This is a genomic window from Streptomyces sp. JLSY215, assembly GCF_059682825.1.
Genome location: NZ_CM185022.1, coordinates 5,802,959 through 5,822,959, shown reverse-complemented (window position 1 = coordinate 5,822,959; position 20,001 = coordinate 5,802,959). Strand labels below are relative to the sequence as shown.

General features: G+C 72.4%; 21 protein-coding genes and 1 pseudogene. 10 read left to right on the top strand and 12 right to left on the bottom strand.

Going from position 1 to position 20,001, the window contains the following annotated elements; all coding sequences use genetic code 11:
• Nucleotides 1-20: 20 nt before the first annotated feature.
• Entirely contained in the window at nucleotides 21-782 is a 762-nt protein-coding gene (locus AC5677_RS26205; RefSeq protein ID WP_497190373.1) for a class I SAM-dependent methyltransferase, read from the bottom strand.
• Nucleotides 783-887: 105 nt separating this feature from the next.
• Here AC5677_RS26205 and AC5677_RS26200 point away from each other — a divergent pair, with 105 nt between their 5' ends.
• Nucleotides 888-1,517, top strand: a complete 630-nt coding sequence (locus AC5677_RS26200) for a CGNR zinc finger domain-containing protein (protein WP_497190372.1) — start codon at nucleotides 888-890, stop codon at nucleotides 1,515-1,517.
• Here the strand turns inward: AC5677_RS26200 and sodX are convergent.
• Complete coding sequence (gene sodX, locus AC5677_RS26195; protein WP_497196762.1) at nucleotides 1,421-1,885, bottom strand: nickel-type superoxide dismutase maturation protease; 465 nt, start codon at nucleotides 1,883-1,885, stop codon at nucleotides 1,421-1,423. The two genes, AC5677_RS26200 and sodX, sit on opposite strands and share 97 nt — an antisense overlap.
• Nucleotides 1,886-2,053: 168 nt before the next feature.
• Here sodX and sodN point away from each other — a divergent pair, with 168 nt between their 5' ends.
• The 3 genes and pseudogenes from sodN to AC5677_RS26180 all read left to right on the top strand — a co-directional run bounded on the left by sodN (nucleotide 2,054) and on the right by AC5677_RS26180 (nucleotide 5,275).
• The gene (gene sodN / locus AC5677_RS26190) at nucleotides 2,054-2,449 is read left to right on the top strand and encodes a superoxide dismutase, Ni (RefSeq protein ID WP_129244482.1); all 396 of its coding nucleotides are present in this window, start codon (nucleotides 2,054-2,056) and stop codon (nucleotides 2,447-2,449) included.
• 763 nt (nucleotides 2,450-3,212) lie between these two features.
• A pseudogene (locus AC5677_RS26185) lies at nucleotides 3,213-3,726 on the top strand (PP2C family protein-serine/threonine phosphatase); the annotation flags it as partial.
• Nucleotides 3,727-4,006: 280 nt separating this feature from the next.
• The gene (locus AC5677_RS26180; protein WP_497190371.1) at nucleotides 4,007-5,275 is read left to right on the top strand and encodes an ATP-binding protein; all 1,269 of its coding nucleotides are present in this window, start codon (nucleotides 4,007-4,009) and stop codon (nucleotides 5,273-5,275) included.
• A 36-nt stretch (nucleotides 5,276-5,311) separates the two neighbouring features.
• Here the strand turns inward: AC5677_RS26180 and AC5677_RS26175 are convergent, their stop codons facing one another.
• Entirely contained in the window at nucleotides 5,312-5,797 is a 486-nt protein-coding gene (locus tag AC5677_RS26175; RefSeq protein ID WP_497190370.1) for a DUF5994 family protein, read from the bottom strand.
• Nucleotides 5,798-6,402: 605 nt separating this feature from the next.
• On the opposite strand from AC5677_RS26175, the gene AC5677_RS26170 reads away from it, so the two are divergent.
• Nucleotides 6,403-6,738: a hypothetical protein gene (locus AC5677_RS26170; protein ID WP_497190369.1), complete on the top strand. Its 336-nt coding sequence runs from the start codon at nucleotides 6,403-6,405 to the stop codon at nucleotides 6,736-6,738.
• Nucleotides 6,739-6,796: 58 nt separating this feature from the next.
• On the opposite strand, the gene AC5677_RS26165 is transcribed toward AC5677_RS26170, so the two are convergent.
• Nucleotides 6,797-7,834 carry a S1 RNA-binding domain-containing protein gene (locus AC5677_RS26165; RefSeq protein ID WP_497190368.1) on the bottom strand — a complete coding sequence of 346 codons (1,038 nt, stop codon included), beginning with the start codon at nucleotides 7,832-7,834 and terminating at the stop codon, nucleotides 6,797-6,799.
• A gap of 172 nt (nucleotides 7,835-8,006) precedes the next feature.
• On the opposite strand from AC5677_RS26165, the gene AC5677_RS26160 reads away from it, so the two are divergent.
• On the top strand, nucleotides 8,007-8,375 hold the full coding sequence (locus tag AC5677_RS26160; RefSeq protein WP_497190367.1) for a YciI family protein: 369 nt from the start codon (nucleotides 8,007-8,009) through the stop codon (nucleotides 8,373-8,375).
• Nucleotides 8,376-8,437: 62 nt separating this feature from the next.
• Complete coding sequence (locus AC5677_RS26155) at nucleotides 8,438-9,727, top strand: RNA polymerase sigma factor (RefSeq protein ID WP_497190366.1); 1,290 nt, start codon at nucleotides 8,438-8,440, stop codon at nucleotides 9,725-9,727.
• Nucleotides 9,728-9,763: 36 nt separating this feature from the next.
• Here the strand turns inward: AC5677_RS26155 and AC5677_RS26150 are convergent, their stop codons facing one another.
• Nucleotides 9,764-10,762: a LysR family transcriptional regulator gene (locus AC5677_RS26150; protein ID WP_497190365.1), complete on the bottom strand. Its 999-nt coding sequence runs from the start codon at nucleotides 10,760-10,762 to the stop codon at nucleotides 9,764-9,766.
• Between the two features lie 215 nt (nucleotides 10,763-10,977).
• On the opposite strand from AC5677_RS26150, the gene snpA reads away from it, so the two are divergent.
• Nucleotides 10,978-11,625, top strand: a complete 648-nt coding sequence (snpA, locus tag AC5677_RS26145) for a snapalysin (RefSeq protein WP_497190364.1) — start codon at nucleotides 10,978-10,980, stop codon at nucleotides 11,623-11,625.
• 249 nt (nucleotides 11,626-11,874) lie between these two features.
• Here snpA and AC5677_RS26140 read toward each other — a convergent pair whose 3' ends face one another.
• From AC5677_RS26140 to AC5677_RS26125, 4 genes are all read right to left on the bottom strand, one after another.
• A complete protein-coding gene (locus AC5677_RS26140; protein WP_497190363.1) occupies nucleotides 11,875-12,447 on the bottom strand; it encodes a GNAT family N-acetyltransferase in 573 nt (190 codons plus the stop codon).
• An 87-nt stretch (nucleotides 12,448-12,534) separates the two neighbouring features.
• Complete coding sequence (gene crcB, locus AC5677_RS26135) at nucleotides 12,535-12,909, bottom strand: fluoride efflux transporter CrcB (protein ID WP_497190362.1); 375 nt, start codon at nucleotides 12,907-12,909, stop codon at nucleotides 12,535-12,537.
• Nucleotides 12,906-13,334 (bottom strand): DUF190 domain-containing protein, encoded by a 429-nt coding sequence (locus AC5677_RS26130; protein ID WP_497190361.1) that lies wholly within the window; start codon nucleotides 13,332-13,334, stop codon nucleotides 12,906-12,908. Before AC5677_RS26130 ends, crcB begins: the two co-directional genes overlap by 4 nt.
• Entirely contained in the window at nucleotides 13,331-13,786 is a 456-nt protein-coding gene (locus tag AC5677_RS26125; protein ID WP_497190360.1) for a FluC/FEX family fluoride channel, read from the bottom strand. The genes AC5677_RS26130 and AC5677_RS26125 overlap by 4 nt, the downstream gene beginning before the upstream one ends.
• Nucleotides 13,787-13,968: 182 nt before the next feature.
• Here AC5677_RS26125 and AC5677_RS26120 point away from each other — a divergent pair, with 182 nt between their 5' ends.
• Together AC5677_RS26120 and AC5677_RS26115 are read left to right on the top strand one after the other, a co-directional pair.
• On the top strand, nucleotides 13,969-14,712 hold the full coding sequence (locus AC5677_RS26120) for a FadR/GntR family transcriptional regulator (RefSeq protein ID WP_497190359.1): 744 nt from the start codon (nucleotides 13,969-13,971) through the stop codon (nucleotides 14,710-14,712).
• Nucleotides 14,705-16,000, top strand: a complete 1,296-nt coding sequence (locus AC5677_RS26115) for a CynX/NimT family MFS transporter (protein WP_497190358.1) — start codon at nucleotides 14,705-14,707, stop codon at nucleotides 15,998-16,000. The genes AC5677_RS26120 and AC5677_RS26115 overlap by 8 nt, the downstream gene beginning before the upstream one ends.
• A gap of 15 nt (nucleotides 16,001-16,015) precedes the next feature.
• Here AC5677_RS26115 and AC5677_RS26110 read toward each other — a convergent pair whose 3' ends face one another.
• The 3 genes from AC5677_RS26110 to AC5677_RS26100 all read right to left on the bottom strand — a co-directional run bounded on the left by AC5677_RS26110 (nucleotide 16,016) and on the right by AC5677_RS26100 (nucleotide 19,908).
• Nucleotides 16,016-17,101 carry a magnesium and cobalt transport protein CorA gene (locus AC5677_RS26110; protein WP_497196761.1) on the bottom strand — a complete coding sequence of 362 codons (1,086 nt, stop codon included), beginning with the start codon at nucleotides 17,099-17,101 and terminating at the stop codon, nucleotides 16,016-16,018.
• Nucleotides 17,102-17,207: 106 nt separating this feature from the next.
• The gene (locus tag AC5677_RS26105; RefSeq protein WP_497190357.1) at nucleotides 17,208-18,371 is read right to left on the bottom strand and encodes a winged helix DNA-binding domain-containing protein; all 1,164 of its coding nucleotides are present in this window, start codon (nucleotides 18,369-18,371) and stop codon (nucleotides 17,208-17,210) included.
• Nucleotides 18,372-18,420: 49 nt separating this feature from the next.
• Entirely contained in the window at nucleotides 18,421-19,908 is a 1,488-nt protein-coding gene (locus tag AC5677_RS26100; RefSeq protein ID WP_497190356.1) for an MFS transporter, read from the bottom strand.
• Nucleotides 19,909-20,001 lie beyond the last annotated feature (93 nt).

Genomic DNA, 20,001 nt, shown 5'->3' with positions numbered 1-20,001 from the left:
GTTTTCCGTGCCGCCGCCCCTTACTTCAGCGCCAGCACCAGCGCGTCCGAGGGCGAGGCCCACACCGTGCGCGCCTCGGCGAAGCCGGCGGCGCGCAGGACGTCCGCGTGCCACTGCGCGGAGGGCGTGTCCCCGTCCGCATGCTCGCCGTAGATCGCGAAGCGCTCGGCGGTCGGGCCGGCCAGGTGCGGATCGGCGGCGGCCAGCCGCCACCACTGGGCCCAGTCGGCCGCACCGGCCGCCTGCGCCTGTGCCATCCGCTTGTGCCGCAGGACCTGGTCGGCGGCGTTGAGCCGCGGGGTGGCCGGGTCCGGCATGTGATCGGCGTTCATGAAGACCCCGCCGTCCCGCACCAGGCCGCCCAGCTGCCCGTACAGTCCGCGCAGATCGTCGGAGTACAGCCAGTGCAGCGCGGTGGCGGTCAGCACCGCGTCGTACGAGGCGTGCGGCAGCTTCGCCGTCCACTGCGGGTCCTTGAGATCGGCTCGTACGAACCGGACCCGGGGCTCGTCGGCGAAGTACCCTTCCGCGATGGCCAACAGCGCGGGATCCAGATCCACCCCCACACTCTCGGCCTCCGGGAACCGCTTCAGCAGCCGGTCGGAGATACTGCCCGTACCGCAGGCGAGATCCAGCACCCGGGGGGCGGGGCCCACCAGTGCCTCCACCATGTCGAGCATGACCCGGAACCGCTCCTCGCGGTCGGGGAGGTATCCCTCCTGCTGCCGGTCCCAACTGTCCTGCCAGGCCTGCCAGTCGGCCCCGGCCATGGTCTCGGTCATCGCAACCCCTCCAGCCCGTACTACCCTGGTAATAGCCATATAGCAGTGGCGCCCATTACGAACAGCGCGCATCCGCACCTTATTCCCACCCCGTAAGGACTACAAGTGGAACTGGCCTATTACTCGGACTTCGCCGTGCGACTGGTCAACACCGAGCAGCCCGAGCGCGGTGGCGACACCCTCACCACGGTCGAGGCGGTGCGCGACCTCTTCGGCCCGGCCCAGCAGGCCGCCCGGCGCGCGACCGACAGCGACGTCACCCGGCTGCGTACGGTCCGCACCCGGCTGCGCGCCGTGTTCGAGGCGGCCGACGCCGGCGACGAGGTGCTGGCCGTGGACCTCCTCAACGCCCTGATGATGGAGTTCCCCGTCAGCCCGCAGATCTCCGGCCATGAATTCCGCGACGACGGCGGCCGCCCCCACTGGCACATGCACATCGCCGACCACGCCGCCAACGCCACCGCGAGCTACACCGCGACCGCCTGCATGGGCCTGGCGTTCCACCTCACCGAACTCGGCATCGACCGGCTGGGCATCTGCGAGGCGCGGCCGTGCCGCAACGCCTACCTCGACACCTCGACCAACCGCTCCCGGCGCTACTGCTCCGACCGCTGCGCCACGCGCGCCAACGTCGCCGCCTACCGGGCCCGCAAGCGCCTGGCGAGCGAACGGTCCGCCCGCAGCGGCCGCACCGCCGAGAGCACCCAGGAGAGCACCGCACGCGGCGACCGCTGAACCCCGCGCGGCGACCGCAGCCGCACCCAGGCGCGGGCGATGACCAGTTCGTCCGGAACCGCGCCGAATTCCCGGCTGTCGTTGGTGACATACGGGTTGTCGCCCTGCACCCACCATCCGCCGTCCCGGCGCTCCACCGCCCGCTTGACGATCAGCAGATCCTGCCGGAACGGATGCCGCACCACCACCACATCACCGGGCCGTACCACCGCGCCGTACTGCACCACCAGCTGGTCGCCCGGCAGGAGCGTCGGCACCATCGACGGGTTGTAGACCTCGGCCAGCCCGAACGCCCGCAGCGGCCCGCCGCCCGGCTCTCCGGCGCCGCCCACAGGCTCCTGCCCGCGGTCATCCACCCGCTCCGGCATCCCGTACCTCCCGGCCTCGCCCCGGTCCGACCCGCTCACCGGTCCATCCTCCATCAGTCCCGGCCCGGCACTGGACTTTTGCCCTAAGACCCCCGGGGCGCCCGAGAAAAGCCTTCCCCCACCGAGTAATCTCGCACCTGAGAAGACGATCACGAGGAAGGACTGAACATGCTCTCCCGCCTGTTCGCCCCCAAGGTCAAGGTCAGCGCCCACTGCGACCTGCCCTGCGGCGTGTACGACCCGGCCCAGGCCCGCATCGAGGCCGAGTCCGTCAAGGCCGTCCAGGAGAAGTACCAGGCCAACGAGGACGCGGACTTCCGCACCCGCGCGGTCCTGATCAAGGAGCAGCGCGCCGAGCTGGCCAAGCACCACGTCTCGGTGCTGTGGAGCGACTACTTCAAGCCCCCGCACTTCGAGAAGTACCCGCAGCTGCACCAGCTGGTCAACGACACCCTCAAGGCGCTCAGCGCCGCCAAGGGCTCCAACGACCCCAAGACCGGCGAGAAGGCCCTCGAGCTGATCGCCGAGATCGACCGGATCTTCTGGGAGACCAAGAAGGCCTGACCTTGGCTAGGCCGTTTGACCTGCGGTTTCGCGGGTCGCATTGCCTACCTGCCCGCACCCGGCCCGCAGGCCGCCGAGCACGGCGTCCATGGCGGTCCGGGTGCGGTCTTCTTCGCCCGGCCGCAGGTGCGCGCAGTTCCACTCCGTCTTCCCGCGGCGGTAGTTGAGGGGCTCGCCCTCCTCCCTCGTGAACAGCCGCTCGCCGGCACGCCCGGGTCCGGTGGGTCGACGTCGACGCAGCCCCCGAGAACTTCCCGGACACCACCCCAAGCGCCCTCCGCCAGTACCTCGCGGGAGGCCCGGAGGTCTGCCGCGACGGCCGGCGACAGAGGCGCGCACTGCGGCGCGACGGATTGCCGGGGCGGGGCTTCGTACGGTGCCGCCCCGTGGAGGATGTGGTGCACAACGGGGTGGAAAGCCATCTGTCCTGATCACATGTGACATGCCAGGTTTGGCGTAATGGGCGCTTCGGCCCGGTCGGCCGCGTCACTCCGGAAAAGTTGATCACGGTCGTGTCGGGAGCCCTGTGTACGGAGCACGTGAGAGGTTCGAGCGGCTCGGCCATGACCGCCGGACGGCCCCGAGCGTGTCGGGGCGGGCGCCGCATCCGCGGCACGAGGTCAGCAGGGACGCGGTGACCGAGACCTTGAGGACATCGGTGCACGGGCGCGGCCACGGCACAAGGTGAGCGGCGGCCGGACAACGGCATGGTGGACCGTTCGGAAGGGTTCGGCGAGCGGCTGCCGGGGGTGCTGCTGGACCCCTCAACGAGGACATCCTGCACCTGACCATGGTCGATGCGAGGGGCCACGGCCTGGACGCCGCCCCGACGGCGACCGTCGCCGTCGGGGCCCACCGGCACGCCGGACGCGCCGACATCGGCCTGTCCGAGATCTACGCGTTCACGGACCGGGCCATCGCGGAGCAGTTCGGGCCCGAGCACTTCGTCACCACGCAGACGATGCGCCTGAACATCGCAACGGGCCACCTGCCGTGGGTCAACGCGGGCCACCCCGCTCCGCTACCCCGCACCGCTGCTGATCCGCAACCACCAGGTCGTGCGGCAACTGACCGGCCCGACCACCTTGCCGGTCGGCTTCGGCGGTGAAGAGCCCCGGATCGGCGAGCAGATGCTCCAGCGTGGCGACCGGGTGCTGTGCTTCACCGACGGGCTGGTCGAGGAACACGAAGCCGGTGGAGAGCAGTCCGGCGAGGAGCAACTCATCCGCTGGGTCAACCGCATCGAACACACGGAGAAGGGAGTACGCGCGGGGGTGCCGCCGACCACCTCGCCCTCCTGGAGTGAGCCGACCGCCGAATCATCATGGACACGGCCGACGGCACGCACGCGGCCCGTTCCCCTCCCGCCGCTGCCCGCGAACGCCCTACCGGCGGAGCCGGCGACGCGATCCTCCATCGGCGGGTTCACTCTCCGTACCGCGGTGGTGCGGGCGAGCGATCCGTGCCACCAGGGCGGACGCGCGGCCGGCGCCTGTCGCGCGCGACCTCCGGTCATCGGCCGATGATGGGAGTACGGCCGAACACGCGGAGCTGATCATGACGGGTTGGCGGGTCAGGGACTACACCCAGGACGATCTCGAAGCGCTGATCCGAGTCGACATGGAGAGCGGCACGACCGAGGAGCCGCCGCTCTTCCCGCTCTCGGACGCCGTGACGGCCCTCCAGGCCCGCCACCCGGCCGTGGTGGCCACGGCCGACGACGTGCTGATCGGCGCCGCGGTGAGCAGGGTGGAGGGCGAACGGGCATGGATCCTGCGCATCAGCATGGCGCCCGGCTGGCGGCAGCGCGGGCTGGGCAGCGCCCTGATCACCGCCCTTGAGCAACGGCTCTTCGCCGCCGGTGTCCGGGCCGTGCACGCCGTCCTCCCCGAGGGCGAGACCGGTGCCACCGCCCTGCGCAACTGCGACTTCGGCGCCCGCCCCGGGCTGGTCTTCTTCGAAAAGCGCGGGCCGGTGACGCCGCAGTCGGCCGGCACGCTGTCCTCGCTCGGAGCGGAGCTGCCGCCGGGGGGACTGTGGCAGAAGGTCGCCGGCATGGAACGGGAGAAGCGGCTCATCGAGCGGCGCCTGGTCCTGCCGCTGGCCCATCCCGAACTGGCCGCCCAGCACGGAGTGGAACTGCCCCGGGCGGTGATGCTGTTCGGCCCGCCCGGGACCGGTAAGAGCACATTCGCGCACGCGATCGCCAGCCGCCTGGGATGGCCCTTCCTCGAACTGTTCCCCGCCCGTCTGGCCGCCGAGTACGGCCTGGCGACCGGGCTGAACCGGCGCTTCGACGAGATCGCCCGGCTCGACCACGTCCTCGTCTTCATCGACGAGGTCGAGGAGATCGCCGGCGAACGCGGCGGCGCGGACGCGACCGCTGTCGGCGTCGTCAACGAACTGCTCAAGGCGATCGTCCGGTTCCGGAGCCAGGACGGACGGCTGCTCGTCTGCGCCACGAACAACGTGACCGCGCTCGACTCCGCGTTCCTGCGACACGGCCGCTTCGACTACGTGCTGCCGATCGGCCCTCCCGACCCCACCGCCAGGACCGCGCTGTGGGAGAGCTATCTGGCCCGGGCGGGCGCGCGGGCCGACAGCGCGGTTCTCGCGTCCGCCAGCGAGGGGTTCACCCCCGCCGACATCGCCCATGCGGCGCGCACCGTCTCCCAGGCCCAGTTCGAGCGCACCTTCGACACCGGAGACCGGGCCGCCCCCACCACGGACGACTACCTGGACACGATCAGCGACACCAAGCCCACGGTCAGCGCCGCCATGGCCCGGGAATTCGCCCAGCAGACGGTGAAGTTCGCCCGCATCTAGCGTCCGGGCCGGCGGGGGGCGTCCGCGGCGGACGTGTCAGGCCGGCGTAGGTGGCGTGTCGCTGCCCGTATCGATGAGGATCTGTTTGGCCTCGGTGACGTTGTCGGCCCGTACGGCCCTGGCCATCGCGTCGCGTGCCGCGTCGGGCGACGTGTCCGGAGGGACCAGCATCAGGGAGAAATGGTCGCGGTCGCCCCGGGTGATGAGGACGGTGTCGTCACCGACGGGGAAGGAGTCGATGTGCACGACCCGGCCGTCGACCATCACCCGGGTGGGCAGTTCGTCCCAGGCGCTGCTGTCCAGGCCGACTCGGGTGACCGGCCCGAGATACTCGGTCAGCGCGGTGATCAGCGAGGGAAGCTCGGCGCCGATGTCCCGGGACCGCGGCCACCATGCGCCGTCCAGGATTCCCTCGCGTGCGTGTGTCGTCTCCAGCCGCAGCAGGGCCGTGCCGGGCTTCGCCGACCGGTGGACGGCGTCCGGCAGGAGCCTGGGGATGCCGGGGGTGTCTGAGTCGGCCATGGTGTCCGCCCGTCCGCAGAGAGCAGTGCGACCGCAGAGCGTGCGACCGCGATACGGCCCTGCTACCTCACCGTACTCCGCACGACGCGCGCGCGAGCGCTTCGCCGCAGGGCGCGCTGACGGAAGCAGGCCAACGGCTCCGGCGTATACCCGCCGGAGCCGCCCTTCCGGGTCATCGCACGTGAGCGTGCTCCGACCCGCTTTCCACGTTACGCCAAAAGGGATCAATCCGACATGAACCATCCTTGCGAAGGTTCGCTTCGGTCCGGGAGGCCGACGCGGCGGCTCAGCCTTCGCCCGTCGGATACATACAGGCAGCGGGGCATCGCGCGGACCTGCCCCCGGGCCCGCGGGTGCGGCCCGGCGTTGTCGATCAGCGGAAACGGCACCCGCGGCGGAGCCGGTACGCGAGGAACTCCCGGCGCCTTGGTGTCTTCGCACCACTCCGCCCACCGGCCGGAAAAGTCTGGGGTGACCAGGTATTTCCTGCGTATTTCCGGCCTTCCGAACCTGGTCGCCGGTGCCCGGCACGGGGCCGGTCGGGTCCGGGCTCGCGTCCCAGCGGCCCAGGTTTTTCTTCCGCCCCGCTTCCGTAGCCTGGCGCGATGGACGACACCTACCCCTTCACCGACGGGCACCATCTCGCCTGGGAGCTGACCGGTTTCGGCCCCGACGATGAGCTCGTGGCGTACGCCAGGCTGCCCCGGGAGCAATTTCTCCGCGTCCGGCACCTTTTCGACCTGGGTGAGGACGTATGGATGACGGGCGGGGAATATCCCCTTGAGGCGGGCATGCGGGGAGCGCTGACGGAGATCCTCGGCGCCGGGACCCTCGCGGAGGGCGTGGACTACTTTCTGGGGGCCCGTCAGGATCTGCCCGAGGGGCGGATGTGGCGCCCGGCGGCCGGCGAGCGGGCGCCCGGCCCGGTACCGCCGCCCTGACCGGCACCGCCGACCCGGTACGCAGGGACGCGCGGCGCGAGGGCCGGGTTCCGTGTGTTCAGCCGCCGCACCGTTCCGTCGGCCCCGCGGCGTCGAGTTGCTTCAGGGACAGTGAGACCAGTTCCCGTCCGGGGTCGACGTCGATCACCTTGACCGTCACTTCCTGGCCGGTGGTGAGGACGTCGCCGGGGTGGCCGATGTGCTGCCAGGAGATCTCGGGGATGCGGATCAGGCCCTCCAGCCCGCCGAGGTCCACGAAGGCGCCGAAGGGAGCGATCCGGGTCACCACGCCCGTACGGACCTCGTCGCGGTGCACGGTGATGAGGACGGCCCAGCGGGCGTCGTCCGGGGCCGGTTCGGGGCGCCAGCGGGCGCGGAGGACACCGTCGCCGTCGGGGAGGACCGCGGTCAGGAGGGGGTCGCCGTCGCGCAGGACGGTGAGTTGGGCGCGGGGCGCGAGGGCGGCGCGGACCGTGTCGAGGGTGGCGCGGGTGAGGCGGTGCCGGCGGGAGGCGTTCGCGACGGGGGACTCCTCCAGGGTGAGGTCGCCGTCGGAGTTCAGGAGCCAGGCCAGCCGGTCCCAGAAGACGTCGTCGGCCGGGCGCTGTGGGCCGGGTGGCAGCGCCGCGGGGTCGAAGGCGTACGGGGAGGCGGGCAGCGGCTCGGGGAAGAGGCCGAGGGCGCGGGTGCGGGCGAGGGCCTCGGGGCAGGGGGCGTGGCTGCCGACGTAGACGTACTGGTCCCGGCCGACGTGGACGAAGAAGGTGTCCGCCGCCTCCAAGGTGTCCGCCGCCTCCAGTCGGCACCAGCCCCCGGACCCGCGGAGCATGCCGCGGATCAGTTCCAGAGCGGCGGGGAGCGGGACCCGTGCCCCGTCGTGGAAGCCGGGCGGGACGGGGTGGCCGGTGTGCTCGGGTTCGCGTACGGACAGCGTGCCGACGCCGGATTCCTCGGCGAAGGCGGCGACGGCGCCGAGATACGCCGCCTCGACGGGGCCGTGGTCGCTGTCGGTGTCCTCGGGGCCGGTGTAGCGGCCGCGGTCGTCGCGGTCGCGGGGGTCGTACTTGGTGATGCGATGGACATGGGGCAGCTGCACGGAGCGGTTCCTCCCAGGGGCTCGGGAAGCGGTTCGGGAAACAGGGAAGCGGTTCGGGAAACAGGGTGCAGAAAAATCTTCGCGGGGGTGTCGAATACGGCGCGGTCCGTTCGTCGCGTAAGCAAGGGGGCGGTTCACGCCCTGCGGATCACACACTGCACAGGAGATCGCGATGCGCTTCATGATGCTGCTCAACGTCGACGAGAAGTCGATGCCGGCCGGCGGCCCGAGCCCGGAGCTGATGGCGGAGATGGGCAAGCTGCTCGACGAGATGACCAAGGCGGGGGTGCTGCTGGACACCGCCGGGCTGCGGCCGACCGCGGAAGGGACCCGGCTGCATCTCAAGGGCGGGAAGATCGATGCGACCGACGGGCCGTTCACCGAGGCCAAGGAGGTCATCGGCGGGTACGCGCTCATCCAGGCCGCGTCGAAGGAGGAGGCGGTCGAGTGGGCGACGCGGTTCCTGCGGGTGCACGGCGACGAGTGGGAGCTGACCTCCGAGATCCGCCAGGTGGAGGAGCCCGGCGAGGACCTCGGCTGAGCAGGCCGTGGCCCCCGCCCCGCGGTGCGGATTGCCGGGGCGGGGACGGACTGCTCTGATGGGTGCCCGTGACGGCAAGTAGCGAGGTGCACCGCGCGATCGAGGCGGTCTTCAGGATCGAGTCGGCGCGGCTGATCGCCGGGCTGACCCGGATCGTGGGGGATGTGGGGCAGGCCGAGGAGCTGGCGCAGGACGCCCTCGTCGCCGCGCTGGAGCGGTGGCCGGAAACCGGCGTTCCGCAGAATCCGGGCGCCTGGCTGATGGCCACCGCCAAGCACCGTGCGATCGATCTGCTGCGCCGACGGGAGCGGCTGGCCCGCAAGGTGGAGGTCCTGGGGCGCGAGACGGAGAGCGAACCGGGCTGGGCGGAGGCCGATTTCGAGCGGGTCGTGGCGGGCGCGGAGATCGAGGACGATCTGCTGCGGCTGGTGTTCATCGCCTGCCATCCGGTGCTGCCCACACAGGCGCGGGTCGCGCTGACGCTGCGGCTGGTGGGCGGGCTGCGGACGGAGGAGATCGCGCGGGCCTTCCTGGTGTCGGAGGCGACGGTCGCCCAGCGGATCGTGCGGGCGAAGAAGAAGCTCGCCGAGGCGCGGGTGCCGTTCGAGGTGCCGGCCGGGGAGGAGCTGGCCGCGCGGGTGTCGTCGGTACTGGAGGTCATCTACCTGGTCTTCAACGAGGGGTATGCGGCCACGGCCGGGGACGACTGGATGCGTCCGGCGCTGTGTGAGGACGCGCTGCGGCTGGGGCGGATGGTGGCCGAACTGCTGCCGAAGGAACCGGAGGCGCACGGCCTGGTGGCGCTGATGGAGCTGCAGGCCTCGCGGTCGGCGGCGCGGACCGGGCCGGCGGGTGAGCCGGTGCTGCTGCTGGAGCAGAACCGTTCGCGCTGGGACCGGTTGCTGATCCGGCGCGGGCTGGCCGCCCTGGCGCGCGCCGAGGAGCTGGGCGGCACGGTCGGCCCGTACGCGCTGCAGGCCGCGATCGCCGCCTGCCATGCGCGGGCGCGGACACCCGGGGCGACGGACTGGCCGCGGATCGCGATGCTCTACGAGGCCCTGGCGCACATCGCGCCGTCACCGGTGGTGGAGCTGAACCGGGCGGTGGCGGTGGCCCTGGCGTTCGGGCCGGAGCACGGCCTGCCGCTGGTGGACGAGCTGGCGGCGGAGCCCTCCCTCGCGGGCTATCACCTGCTGCCGAGCGTACGGGGCGACCTCCTGGCGCGGCTGGGGCGGACGGCGGAGGCGCGGGAGGAGTTCCTGCGGGCGGCGTCCTTGGCCCGCAATGCCCGGGAGCGGGCCCTGCTGGAACAGCGGGCGGCGGAGCAGGGCGGCGAGAACCGGCCGTCGTAGCGGCAAGAACCGGCCGTCGTGGCGCGGGCGGGCCGGTCAGGTGGCGGCGACCGGCAGCGGCAGCGGCAGCGGGCCGTCATGCCGGATGAGCCAGTCGCGGTAGGCCTCGGTGGCCCAGGCGATCTCCATGTACGACGAGGTCAGATCGGCGAAGAGCGCCTCGGCGGGGACGGCCGGGGTGCCGTCGGGGCGGCAGGCCATGAAGAGGCGTACGGCCAGCGGGTCGCCGTGCAGCGGACGGACGGCCATACCGGGGCGGGAGCGGGCGGTCGGCTGGCAGGGGGTGACCACCTCGCCCGCCGTGACCAGGTCGACGGCGGTGAGGTAATCGCCGTGCACCACACGGGGGTTGATCCCGGCGGCGGTCCAGATGCGGCGCAGGCCCGCCCATTCGCCGTCGACGGTCGGGTCGACCATCCACTGGTCGTCGGCGAGGTCCCGCACCCGCACGACGGCGCGGGCGGCGGCGGGATGGGTGTCGGACATCGCGATGAACTGCGGCTCCCTGGCGATCAGTTCATGCTCGACCAGGCCGTCGGGTACCCGTAGCGGCGCGCCCTCGACCTCGTGCACGAACGCCACATCGAGCTGGCCCGACGCGACCATGTGCAGCAGCGCATTGGCGGAGACGTCGGTCCGGATGGTCGTGTCGGTGTCCGGGAGGCGGACGCGCAGGCGGCGCAGCCAGCCGGCGACGGCACGGCTGTTGGTGCTGCCGATGTGCAGTCGCGCACCCCGCTCGCGTACCGACGCGGTGGCGATCTCGTCGACCAGCGCCCGCATTTCGGCCACTATCGGGCGGGCCCGGCACAGCACGGTGTGCCCCAGCGGCGTGGGGCGGCTGCCCGTCGGCTCCCGGAAGAACAACTGGCCGCCCAGCGCCTTCTCGATGCGCCGTAGCTGAGTCGTCAAGGAAGGCTGGGTCATCCCCAACTGCCGGGCCGCCTTGCGTACGCTGCCGGAGTCGGCGATGGCGCACAGCGCGCGCAGATGCCTTACCTCGAGCTCCACGTCCGGAGCATAAAACGTCGGCATCGGTCACACCAGCCTCTCAAACCCGCCCGAACTCGGTCTTTTTCCGGCGGCATTGGTGCGGGTATCGCCGGGGTATTGCCTGGTGCTATCACCACTTAACATCTCCGCCCCGTGGGTGAACTCCGTCCAGACTCAACGGCACCAAGAAATCCGCAGGGCCCCGGTCGCCGCCCCACACGGCGACCGCGGCCCTCGGAAATTAAGGAGCCCCCCACATGAGCTCTCCCAAGACGGCGCTGTCGGCAGCGCTCGGCCTGGGCCTGGCCGCCGCGCTCGCGGCCGCCGCGCCGGTCTCGGCAGCTTCCCCCGCCACCCACACCTCCACCCACCAGAGCACGCGGGCCTCCATCGCCGCGTACACCGGCTCGGCCGCCGAGAAGGCCGACACCAAGGCGTTCTTCGACGCCGTCATGAAGTCGGCCATGGCGAAGATGAAGGCGCACCCGGGCCTGAAGTCGGTCACCGTGACCTACGACGCGAGCGCGGCACCGACGTTCAAGAGCCAGATAGCCGAGAGCGCGTCCATATGGAACGGCGCCGTGCAGAACGTCAAGCTCCAGGAAGGCAGCGGCGGCGACTTCCAGTACAAGGAGGGCGACGACCCGCGCGGCTCGTACGCCAGCACCGACGGCCACGGCAAGGGCTTTGTCTTCCTGGACTACAAGCAGAACCAGGAATACAACTCCACCCGCGTCACGGCCCATGAGACCGGCCATGTGCTGGGGCTGCCGGACCACTACGAGGGTCCCTGCAGCGAGCTGATGTCCGGTGGCGGGCCCGGCACGTCCTGCCAGAACACCCAGCCGGACGCGAACGAGCGTGCCCAGGTGGACCAGCTCTGGGCCAACGGCCTCAAGCGCTGAACCACCCCTTGACCAGCTGCGACAGCGGCTGAGGCCACGACTGCGGCGTGGCTGCCGAGGGCCGGTACCTGGCGGCCGGCCCTCGGACCCTGGCGGCGCGGGCGATGCGGGCAAGGCCGGCGGCAACGGCGCCGCCGGCGGCGACCGCGTTCCTCCCACGCGTTCGCGACAGCGGTGGGGCCCGGTGAGTTCGTTCTCCCGGGCCCCAGTGCTTTTCTCTCTGCAGAGTGCCGCCCTTTACGGCAACGGCTACGGCAACGGGCGCGTCCACGCCTCCCGTCGGGGCCCGGCGGCGCCGGACGGTGACGGACCCTCGTCGAGCGGCCGCCAGCCCCAGGAGCGGAACGCGGCCCTGGCCGGGGCGTTGTCGGCGCCGAGCGCGGCCAGCGCCAGTACGGCGTTGCTCCGGATCAGCAGCGTCTCCAGGAGGCGGGTGGCGACCCCGTTCCGCCGGTACGCGGGCAGCACCATCAGTCCGGCGATCAGGAACAGCCGCCCCGTGGCGGCCGGTTCGCGCAGCTCCGGGGGCAGCTCCCCCGCCGGCCCGAGGGAGTACTCCCCGCGCCGGTCGCCCTCGCGGTCGGCGGGATAGCCGTAGCAGCAGCCGGCCAGCGCCGGATCGCTGCCGATGACCATCTCGAAGCCGGGGCGCTGGATGTCGTGCCCGGTGAACCGCCGCAGGAATTCCGCCCGGTCCGGCCGGCCCGGGGCCGCGTCGGCGGCGGGCGGATCGCGGTGCGCCGCGACGTAGAGATCGGCGACCGATTCCCGTTGGTTCTCCGCCTGCCACCTGGTCAGACGCCGCAGGAACACCTCTGCCATGGGCCCTCCCCCGTTCCGCCGATCGCTACGATCGCGCCGGATACGCGGAGGGTACCCGCCAGACTCCGGGAAATACCGGGTCCCGCGTCAGCCCCACAGCCCCTGTGCGCAGGCGATCCCGGCGAACGCGGCGGCCAGCCCGGCCACCACACTCCCCACGACGTTGGCCGCGGCATAGAGACGGGCGCCGTCCGCCGCCAGCCGGAGCGTCTCGTAGGAGAAGGTCGAGTAGGTCGTCAGGGCGCCGCACAGCCCGGTGCCGAGCAGCAGCTGGAGGTGCGAGGAGGCGGCGCCGGCCGTGACCGCACCGGTCAGCAGCCCGAGGATCAGCGAGCCGCAGACATTGACGGTGAACGTCCCCCAGGGGAAGACGCTGTCGTGCCGGGACTGCACCAGACGGTCGGTGAGATACCGCAGCGGCGCCCCGACCACCGCACCGGCCACCACCAGCAACCAGTTCACCCGCGCCCGCCCGCCGCCGCGCCGCCGGCACCCGTACCGCCGTCGTCGTCCGTACCCTCGTCGTCCGTACCGCCGTGGCCGGTACCGCTCGGCGCACCGGGCGAGAGCACCTCACAGCGGTCGAGGGTCACCAGCCCGGTCTCCCCGACGAGTTCCACCACCTGCGGCGCGAAGGCCCGCACCCGCTCCGGCGCATCCACGACGACGACCGCGACCGGCAGGTCCTCGCTCAGGGAGAGCAGCCGCTGGGTGTGGATGAGAGACGAGGCGCCGAAGCCCTCGATGCCGCGGAAGACGCTCGCGCCGGCCAGCCCGGCCGCGTGGGCGCGGTGCACGATCTCCGCGTAGAGGGGCTTATGGTGCCGCACCTGGTGTTCGCCGACGATCGCGGTGAGCCGCAGCGCCGGGCCGCCGAACCGGGTCATGCCGATCGCCGCCTCTGTCCGGGGAGTTCGAGGAATTCGAGGAGGGTGCGGGTCAGGGCCGCCGCGCCCCATACGGCCGCCAGCGCGGCGAGCAGGGTGGCCGCCAGGTAGGCCAGGCCCAGCGCCGCCCGCCGGGCGTCCACCAGGCGCGCGATGTCCACCACATACGTCGAGAAGGTGGTGAAGCCGCCCAGGATGCCGGTGCCGAGGAAGGGGCGCACCAGCCGGTGCGGCGACCACAGCTCGATGATCAGCACCATCAGTACGCCCATCAGCGCACAGCCGATGACATTGACGGTCAGGGTGGTCCAGGGAAAGGTGCCGGCCGCCGTCGGCCACAGCAGCGCGGCGCCGTAACGGGCCACGGCGCCGATGGCGCCGCCCGCCGCCACCACGCCGATCACCGGCCATTGGCCCTGCCAGGGCGCCGCCCGCCGGGCTCGCATGTCCATGGTCGTTCGGCTCTCTCCGCAGCGTTCCCGAGATCGTCCAGTGGCCGGTGCCCGGTGTCCGGCGGTCCGGTGTCCGGCCGAGATCATCGGCGGCCTCAGGCTAACCCCCGTCGTTTGACAGCGCGAAACATGGGATGTTCCCATCACCGGTAGAATCGCGACGGAGAAGACGGAGGAGCCCTGTGCCACTGCGCAGCACCGCCCGTACCAGCCTGGTGGACCTGGTCATCGAGCAGATGGAGAGCCTGATCGCCAGCGGCGAATGGGCGGTCGGGACGAAGATCCCCGCCGAACCGGTGCTCGTCGAGAAGCTCGACGTCGGCCGGAACACCGTCCGCGAGGCGGTGCGCGCCCTGGTGCACACCGGAATGCTGGAGCCGCGGCAGGGCGACGGCACCTACGTCCGCGCCAGCAGCGACTTCGGCGCGGCCGTCCAGCGCCGGCTGCGGCGGGCCGAGGACCTGGAGGCGTACGAGGTCCGCGCCTGTCTGGAGCGGGACGCCGCGCGCCATGCCGCGCGGCGCCGTACCGACGAGGACCTCGCCGCGCTGCGCGGCGCCCTCGCCGCACGCGATCTCGCCTGGCGGAGCGGCGACACGGCCGCGTTCATCGACGCCGACATGGACTTCCACCGCACCGTCGCCGCCGCGGCCCACAACAGCGTCCTCGCCGAGCTGTACGCGCACCTCAGCGACGCCCTGCGCGCGACGCTCCAGTCGGTCGTCGGCGCCCCCGTCCCCGATGCCGTCCGCAATCAGTACGCGTCCCACGAGGCCATCGTCGACGCCATCGAGGCCCGGGACCCGGAGGCCGCGGAACGGGCGGCGCTGGCGCATCTGACCGAGGCGATGGACGCCCTGCGCGGGACGGACGAGCGGATCCCCGGAGACGACGCGGATGCTTCCGGAGGCGACGCAGATGCCTGACGACGGCCCGATAGCCACCCGGGAGCCGGGATCCGCCCCCACGGCCCCCGCCCCCACTCTCACCCCCTCCCCCGCCCCCTCCGTCACCGGCCGCCGCGCCCTCTGGCTCGGCATCGGCGTCGTCCTGCTGGCCCTGAACCTGCGCCCCGCGCTGGTCGCCGTGTCGCCGCTGGCCGGGACCATCCGCGACGACAGCGGAATGTCGGCCGCGGCCACCAGCCTGCTCACCGCGCTGCCGCTGCTCTGCTTCGGGCTGCTGGCGCCGGTCGCGCCGCGGCTGGGGCGGCGGCTGGGAACGGAGCGGTCGCTGCTCGGCACCATGGCGCTGATCTGCGCGGGCACCGCCCTGCGGCTGCTGGACTCCGTGGTGGCGCTGTTCGCCGGAACGGTCGTGATCGGCGCGGGCATCGCCGTCGCCAACGTCCTGCTGCCCGGCCTGATCAAGCGCGACTTCCCGGCCCGCGCCGGGCTGATGACCGGCCTGTACTCCATGTCGCTGTTCGGCGGCGCGGCCCTGGCCGCCGGGATCACTGTCCCCGTGCAGCAGGCGGCCGGTCTCACCTGGCAGGCGACGCTGGCCTGTTGGGGCGCGCTCGCGGTCGTCGCGCTGGTCGTGTGGCTGCCGCAGGTGCGCTCCCGTACGCGGGTGACGGCGGCCGCGGCGCGGCAGGCGGCGCACCCGGTACGCGGCCTGTGGCGCGACCCGCTGGCCTGGCAGGTCACCGGCTACATGGGCCTGCAGTCGCTGAGCTACTACGCGGCCGCCGCCTGGCTGCCGACCATGCTCGAGGACGCCGGGACGAGCGCGGGCGACGCCGGCTGGATGCTCTCGTTCTCCTCGCTGCTGGGCATCGCCGGCTCGTTCCTCTCCCCCGTCGTCGTGGGCCGCCGGCTGCGCGCCGGGGTGCTGGCGGCGCTGGGCGCGGCGCTGTGCGCGACGGGCCTGGCGGGGATGCTGGTCGCGCCGGCCGGCGGCGCCTACGTGTGGATGACGCTGCTGGGCCTCGGCCAGGGCGCGGCGATCAGCCTGGCGCTGCTGTTCATCGTCCAGCGCGCCCCGGACGCCCGGCACGCCGCCCAGCTTTCCAGCATGGCCCAGTGCTTCGGCTACATCCTGGCCGCCACCGGCCCGGCCGTCCTGGGCGCCGTACACGACGCCTCCGGCGGCTGGACCGTCCCGCTGGCCGTCCTGCTGGCGCTGCTGCTCCCGCAGATCGCGGCGGGGTGGGGCGCGGCCCGGCCCCGGCAGGTGGCGGGCCGGGGCCCACGGACATCGGACAGACCCTAGGACATCGGACAGACCCTAGAGCCACCCGTTCCGCTTGAAGCCGCGGTGGATCACCCAGCAGATCGCCACGATCAGCGCCATCACCAGCGGATAGCCGAACGTCCAGTGCTTCTCCGGCATGTACTCGAAATTCATGCCGTACACGCCGCACACCATGGTCGGTACGGCCAGGATCGCGACCCAGGCGCTGATGCGGCGCATGTCCTCGTTCTGGGCGACGGTGACCTGGGCGAGATGGGCCTGGAGTATGGAGTTGAGCAGTTCGTCGAACGCGGTGATCTGCTCGGTGACCCGGTCGAGGTGGTCGGCGACGTCCCGGAAGTACGTCTTGATCCGGGGGTCGACCTCCCGCATCGGCTGGGTGGCCAGCTCCTGCATCGGGCGGTCCAGGGGGGCCACCGCGCGCCGGAGTTCCAGCAGCTCGCGCTTGAGCTGGTAGATCCGGCCGGCCCCGCCGCCGCCCCGTACGGAGAAGACCTCGCTCTCGACGTCGTCGATGTCCACCTGCACGGCGGCCGTGACGTCCAGATAGTCGTCGACGACGAGGTCGGCGACGGCGTGCAGGACCGCGGAGGGGCCGAGCGCCAGCTGCTCGGGGACGGACTCCAGCTGCTCCCGGAGCGGGCCGAGCGAGCCATGTCCGCCGTGCCGCACCGTGATCACGAAGTCGGCGCCGGTGAAGACCATGATCTCGCCGGTTTCCACCACTTCGCTGGTGTCGGTGAGCCGGTCATGCTCGACATAGCGGACCGTTTTGAAGACCGTGAAGAGCGAATCGTCGTAGTGCTCCAGCTTGGGCCGCTGGTGGGCGTAGACCGCGTCCTCGACGGCGAGGGGGTGCAGCCCGAACAGCTCGACAATTCCAGCGAATTCCTTCTCGGACGGCTCATGCAGCCCGATCCAGACAAATCCGCTCCCGGATTGACGGACCCGGCGTATCGCGACATCGGCCGGGTGGTTGCCGTCCTGCCGCACGCCGTCCACGTACACCGCGCAGTTGACCACGGCGGTGCCGAGCGGTGAGCGTGCCGGGTGACTGAGGTCGACTCCCCGGGTGCGCGGCTGCGGCAGCCGGACGGCCTTGCGGAGGTTGCTGATCATCGACACCCGGCCAGTATGAAGGCCCCGGCCCGGGAAGGGCAGGGAGAAGGGCCTGTTTTTACGGCCCGGCGGGGGCCCGCGGGCGGGTCCTCGCGGCGGCGTCCGGCTAGGCGTGCGCGCCCACCGTGACCGTGCCGATCGTCAACTCCGCCTCGCCCTCCAGGATTTCACCGGTCCGGCCCACCTGGGCCGCCAGTGCGCGCCGCTGCCCGGCGGTCAGCGGCGCCAGCGGCTCGACCGTGACATGGACGCGACGACCCGCGCGGCGCTGGTGCCAGACGCCGCCGACGACCCCGTCGATCAGCAGCAGCGGATAGTTCCCGGCCTGCCGCCCGGCCAGCGCCCGCTCCGCCGCCCGGCCGGGAAAGAGCAGGTCGCGGGGCCGGCAGGCGATGCCGTACGCATCGAAATACGGCAGCAGCCGGATGCCGGCGGGGTCGGCGGCGGGGCCCGCGGTGTCGCCGGCCAGGATCCAGGCGCGCGAGCCGGCGAAGTCGACCTGCTGGAGGCCGTCGGCCAGGGAGGCGAAGAGCTCCGCCGCCCATCGGGGCGGGGCGCCGAACCAGCTGGCGAAGTCGGCGGAGGTGGCCGGGCCGTAGGCGTGGAGGTAGCGCCGCACCAGCGCGGCGAGGGCTTCGGGGCCCGCCATCGGGCGGAAACCGGGCAGGGCGCGCCGGGGGCCGGTGTAGGTGACCTTGCGGCCGCGGTTGGGGCCGAAGCACAGCGCCCCCTGCTGGCCGGCCCGGTGCATCACCTGCCGCCAGCGCGGCCACAGCGTCTGGAAGGCGGGCATCACGAGGTCGCCGGCCCAGGGCCCGGTGGCGGCGACCACCGCCTCGCCCAGCTCGTCGATGGTCAGCTCGGCGTCCGCCAGCGCGTCCTCGATGGCGGCGAGGACCTGGTCGGTCTGGTCGGGGGTGAGCCGTACGTCCTGCGGGAAGGGGCTGTTGCCGAGCGGTACGGCGGACAGCGCGCCGGTCCACATCGGCAGGTCGGCGGTGGGCAGCAGATGCACCGTGCCGCGCGGGCCGTAGGTCTTGACGAGGGTGCGCCGGGTCCACAACGCGTCGCGTACGGCGGTGCGGGTGCCGCGGTCCGTCCGCAGCATCAGCGAGAGCTCGGCGGCGGACAGCACCTGGGCGTGCGCCCCGCACATCGCGGCGGCGATCCGGGCCGGGTCCGGCGCCAGGGGCGCCCCGGCGAGCCCCGCGCGCTCCAGGCGGCGGGTGCTGACTTCGGGCCAGGTGAGGGGGAAGGCGGCCGGCGGCATGCTCGGGGCTCCTTGGCTTCGGGACGGCGGGGGGCGGGGCGCGCGGGTGTCAGACGGCCGGGACGTCCGGCGTCCGCACCCGGCGCGGCAGCAGGAACAGCAGGCCGAGGACGACGACCAGGCCGCCGGAGACCCACCACAGGGCGTGGGTGGTGGCCGAGACGAAGGCGGCGCCCGGCGTGCCGCCGCCCGCCCCGTCCGTCACCGCGAAGAAGGCCACCGACGACAGGCCCAGTCCGAGCGCCATGCCCAGCTGGCCGGTGGTGTTGAAGATGCCGGAGGCCGATCCGGAGTGCTCGGTGGGCACCTCGGAGAGCACCGAGTCGGTGATCGGGGCGACGATCAGGCCCATGCCCGCGCCCATCAGGAGCATCGCGGGGACCATCTGCCAGGACTGCAGCGCGGTGCCGTAGTGCCCGGCCTCCCAGAGGTAGAGCAGTCCCCCGGACAGCATGATCAGCGCGCCCGCCTGGAGGACCTTGCGGCCGAAGCGCGGCACCAGCTTCTGTACGGACATCCCGGCCGCGGCCGAGCAGGCGAGCGAGAACGGCACCCCGGTCAGCCCGGCGTGCAGCGGGCCCCACCCCAGACCGAGCTGCATATGGAGCGTCCAGATCAGGAAGAACAGGCCGCTGACCGCGCCGAAGGTGAGCTGGACGCCGGCACCGGCCGCGAACGTCCGGATCCGGAAGAGGGAGAGTTCCACGAGCGGCGAGCCGTCCTTGCGGGCCTTGGCGCGCTCGTAGCGGACGAAGACCACGAAGACGAGCGGACTCGCGGCCATCGCGACGAAGCCCCACAGTGGCCAGCCGGACTCGCGGCCCTGGGTGAGCGGGTAGAGGATCATCAGCAGGCCGAGGGTGGCCAGCGCGGTGCCGACGAGGTCGAGGCGGAGGGCGCGCGGGGCCCGGGACTCGGTGACGAAGCGGCCGCCGAGCAGGATGCCGGCGATGCCCACCGGCAGGTTGATCAGGAAGATCGGGCGCCATTCCAGGCCGGCGATGTTGCCCTGGGTGAGCAGCGCGCCGATCAGCGGGCCGCAGACCGCGCCGAGGCCGATCACCGCGCCGAACATCCCGAAGACCTTGCCGCGCTCGTGTACGGGAAAGGTGACGTGGATGATCGCCAGCACCTGCGGAACCATCAGCGCGGCCATCGCGCCCTGCAGCACCCGCGCACCGACCAGCATCCCGGGGTCCCCGGCGAACCCGCACAGCGCGGAGGCGAGGGTGAAACCGCCCATGCCGAGCAGGAAGAGCTTCTTGCGGCCGTAGATGTCGCCGAGCCGGCCGCCGGTGATCAGCCCGAGGGCGAAGGCGAGGGCGTAGCCGGCGGTGACCCACTGGAGGGCGCTGAAGGAGGCGCCGGTGTCCCGCTGGATGCTGGGGATGGCGATATTGACGATGGTCGCGTCGACCAGGTCCATGAAACTCGCCGTCAGGACGATGGCGAGGGCGATCCAGCGTCTGCGGTCGGCGGGGGCCGGTGCGGGCGCCGCTTCGGCCGCCTCTGCGGGGGCGGGGACGGTCGTGGTCAAGGCGTTCTCCTGAAAGGTCCTGAGCGGGGGACGAGGCGTCCGGCGGAGATCCGCGGACGTCTTCGACAGTAGGTGCCGTATAGGACAGCTCCA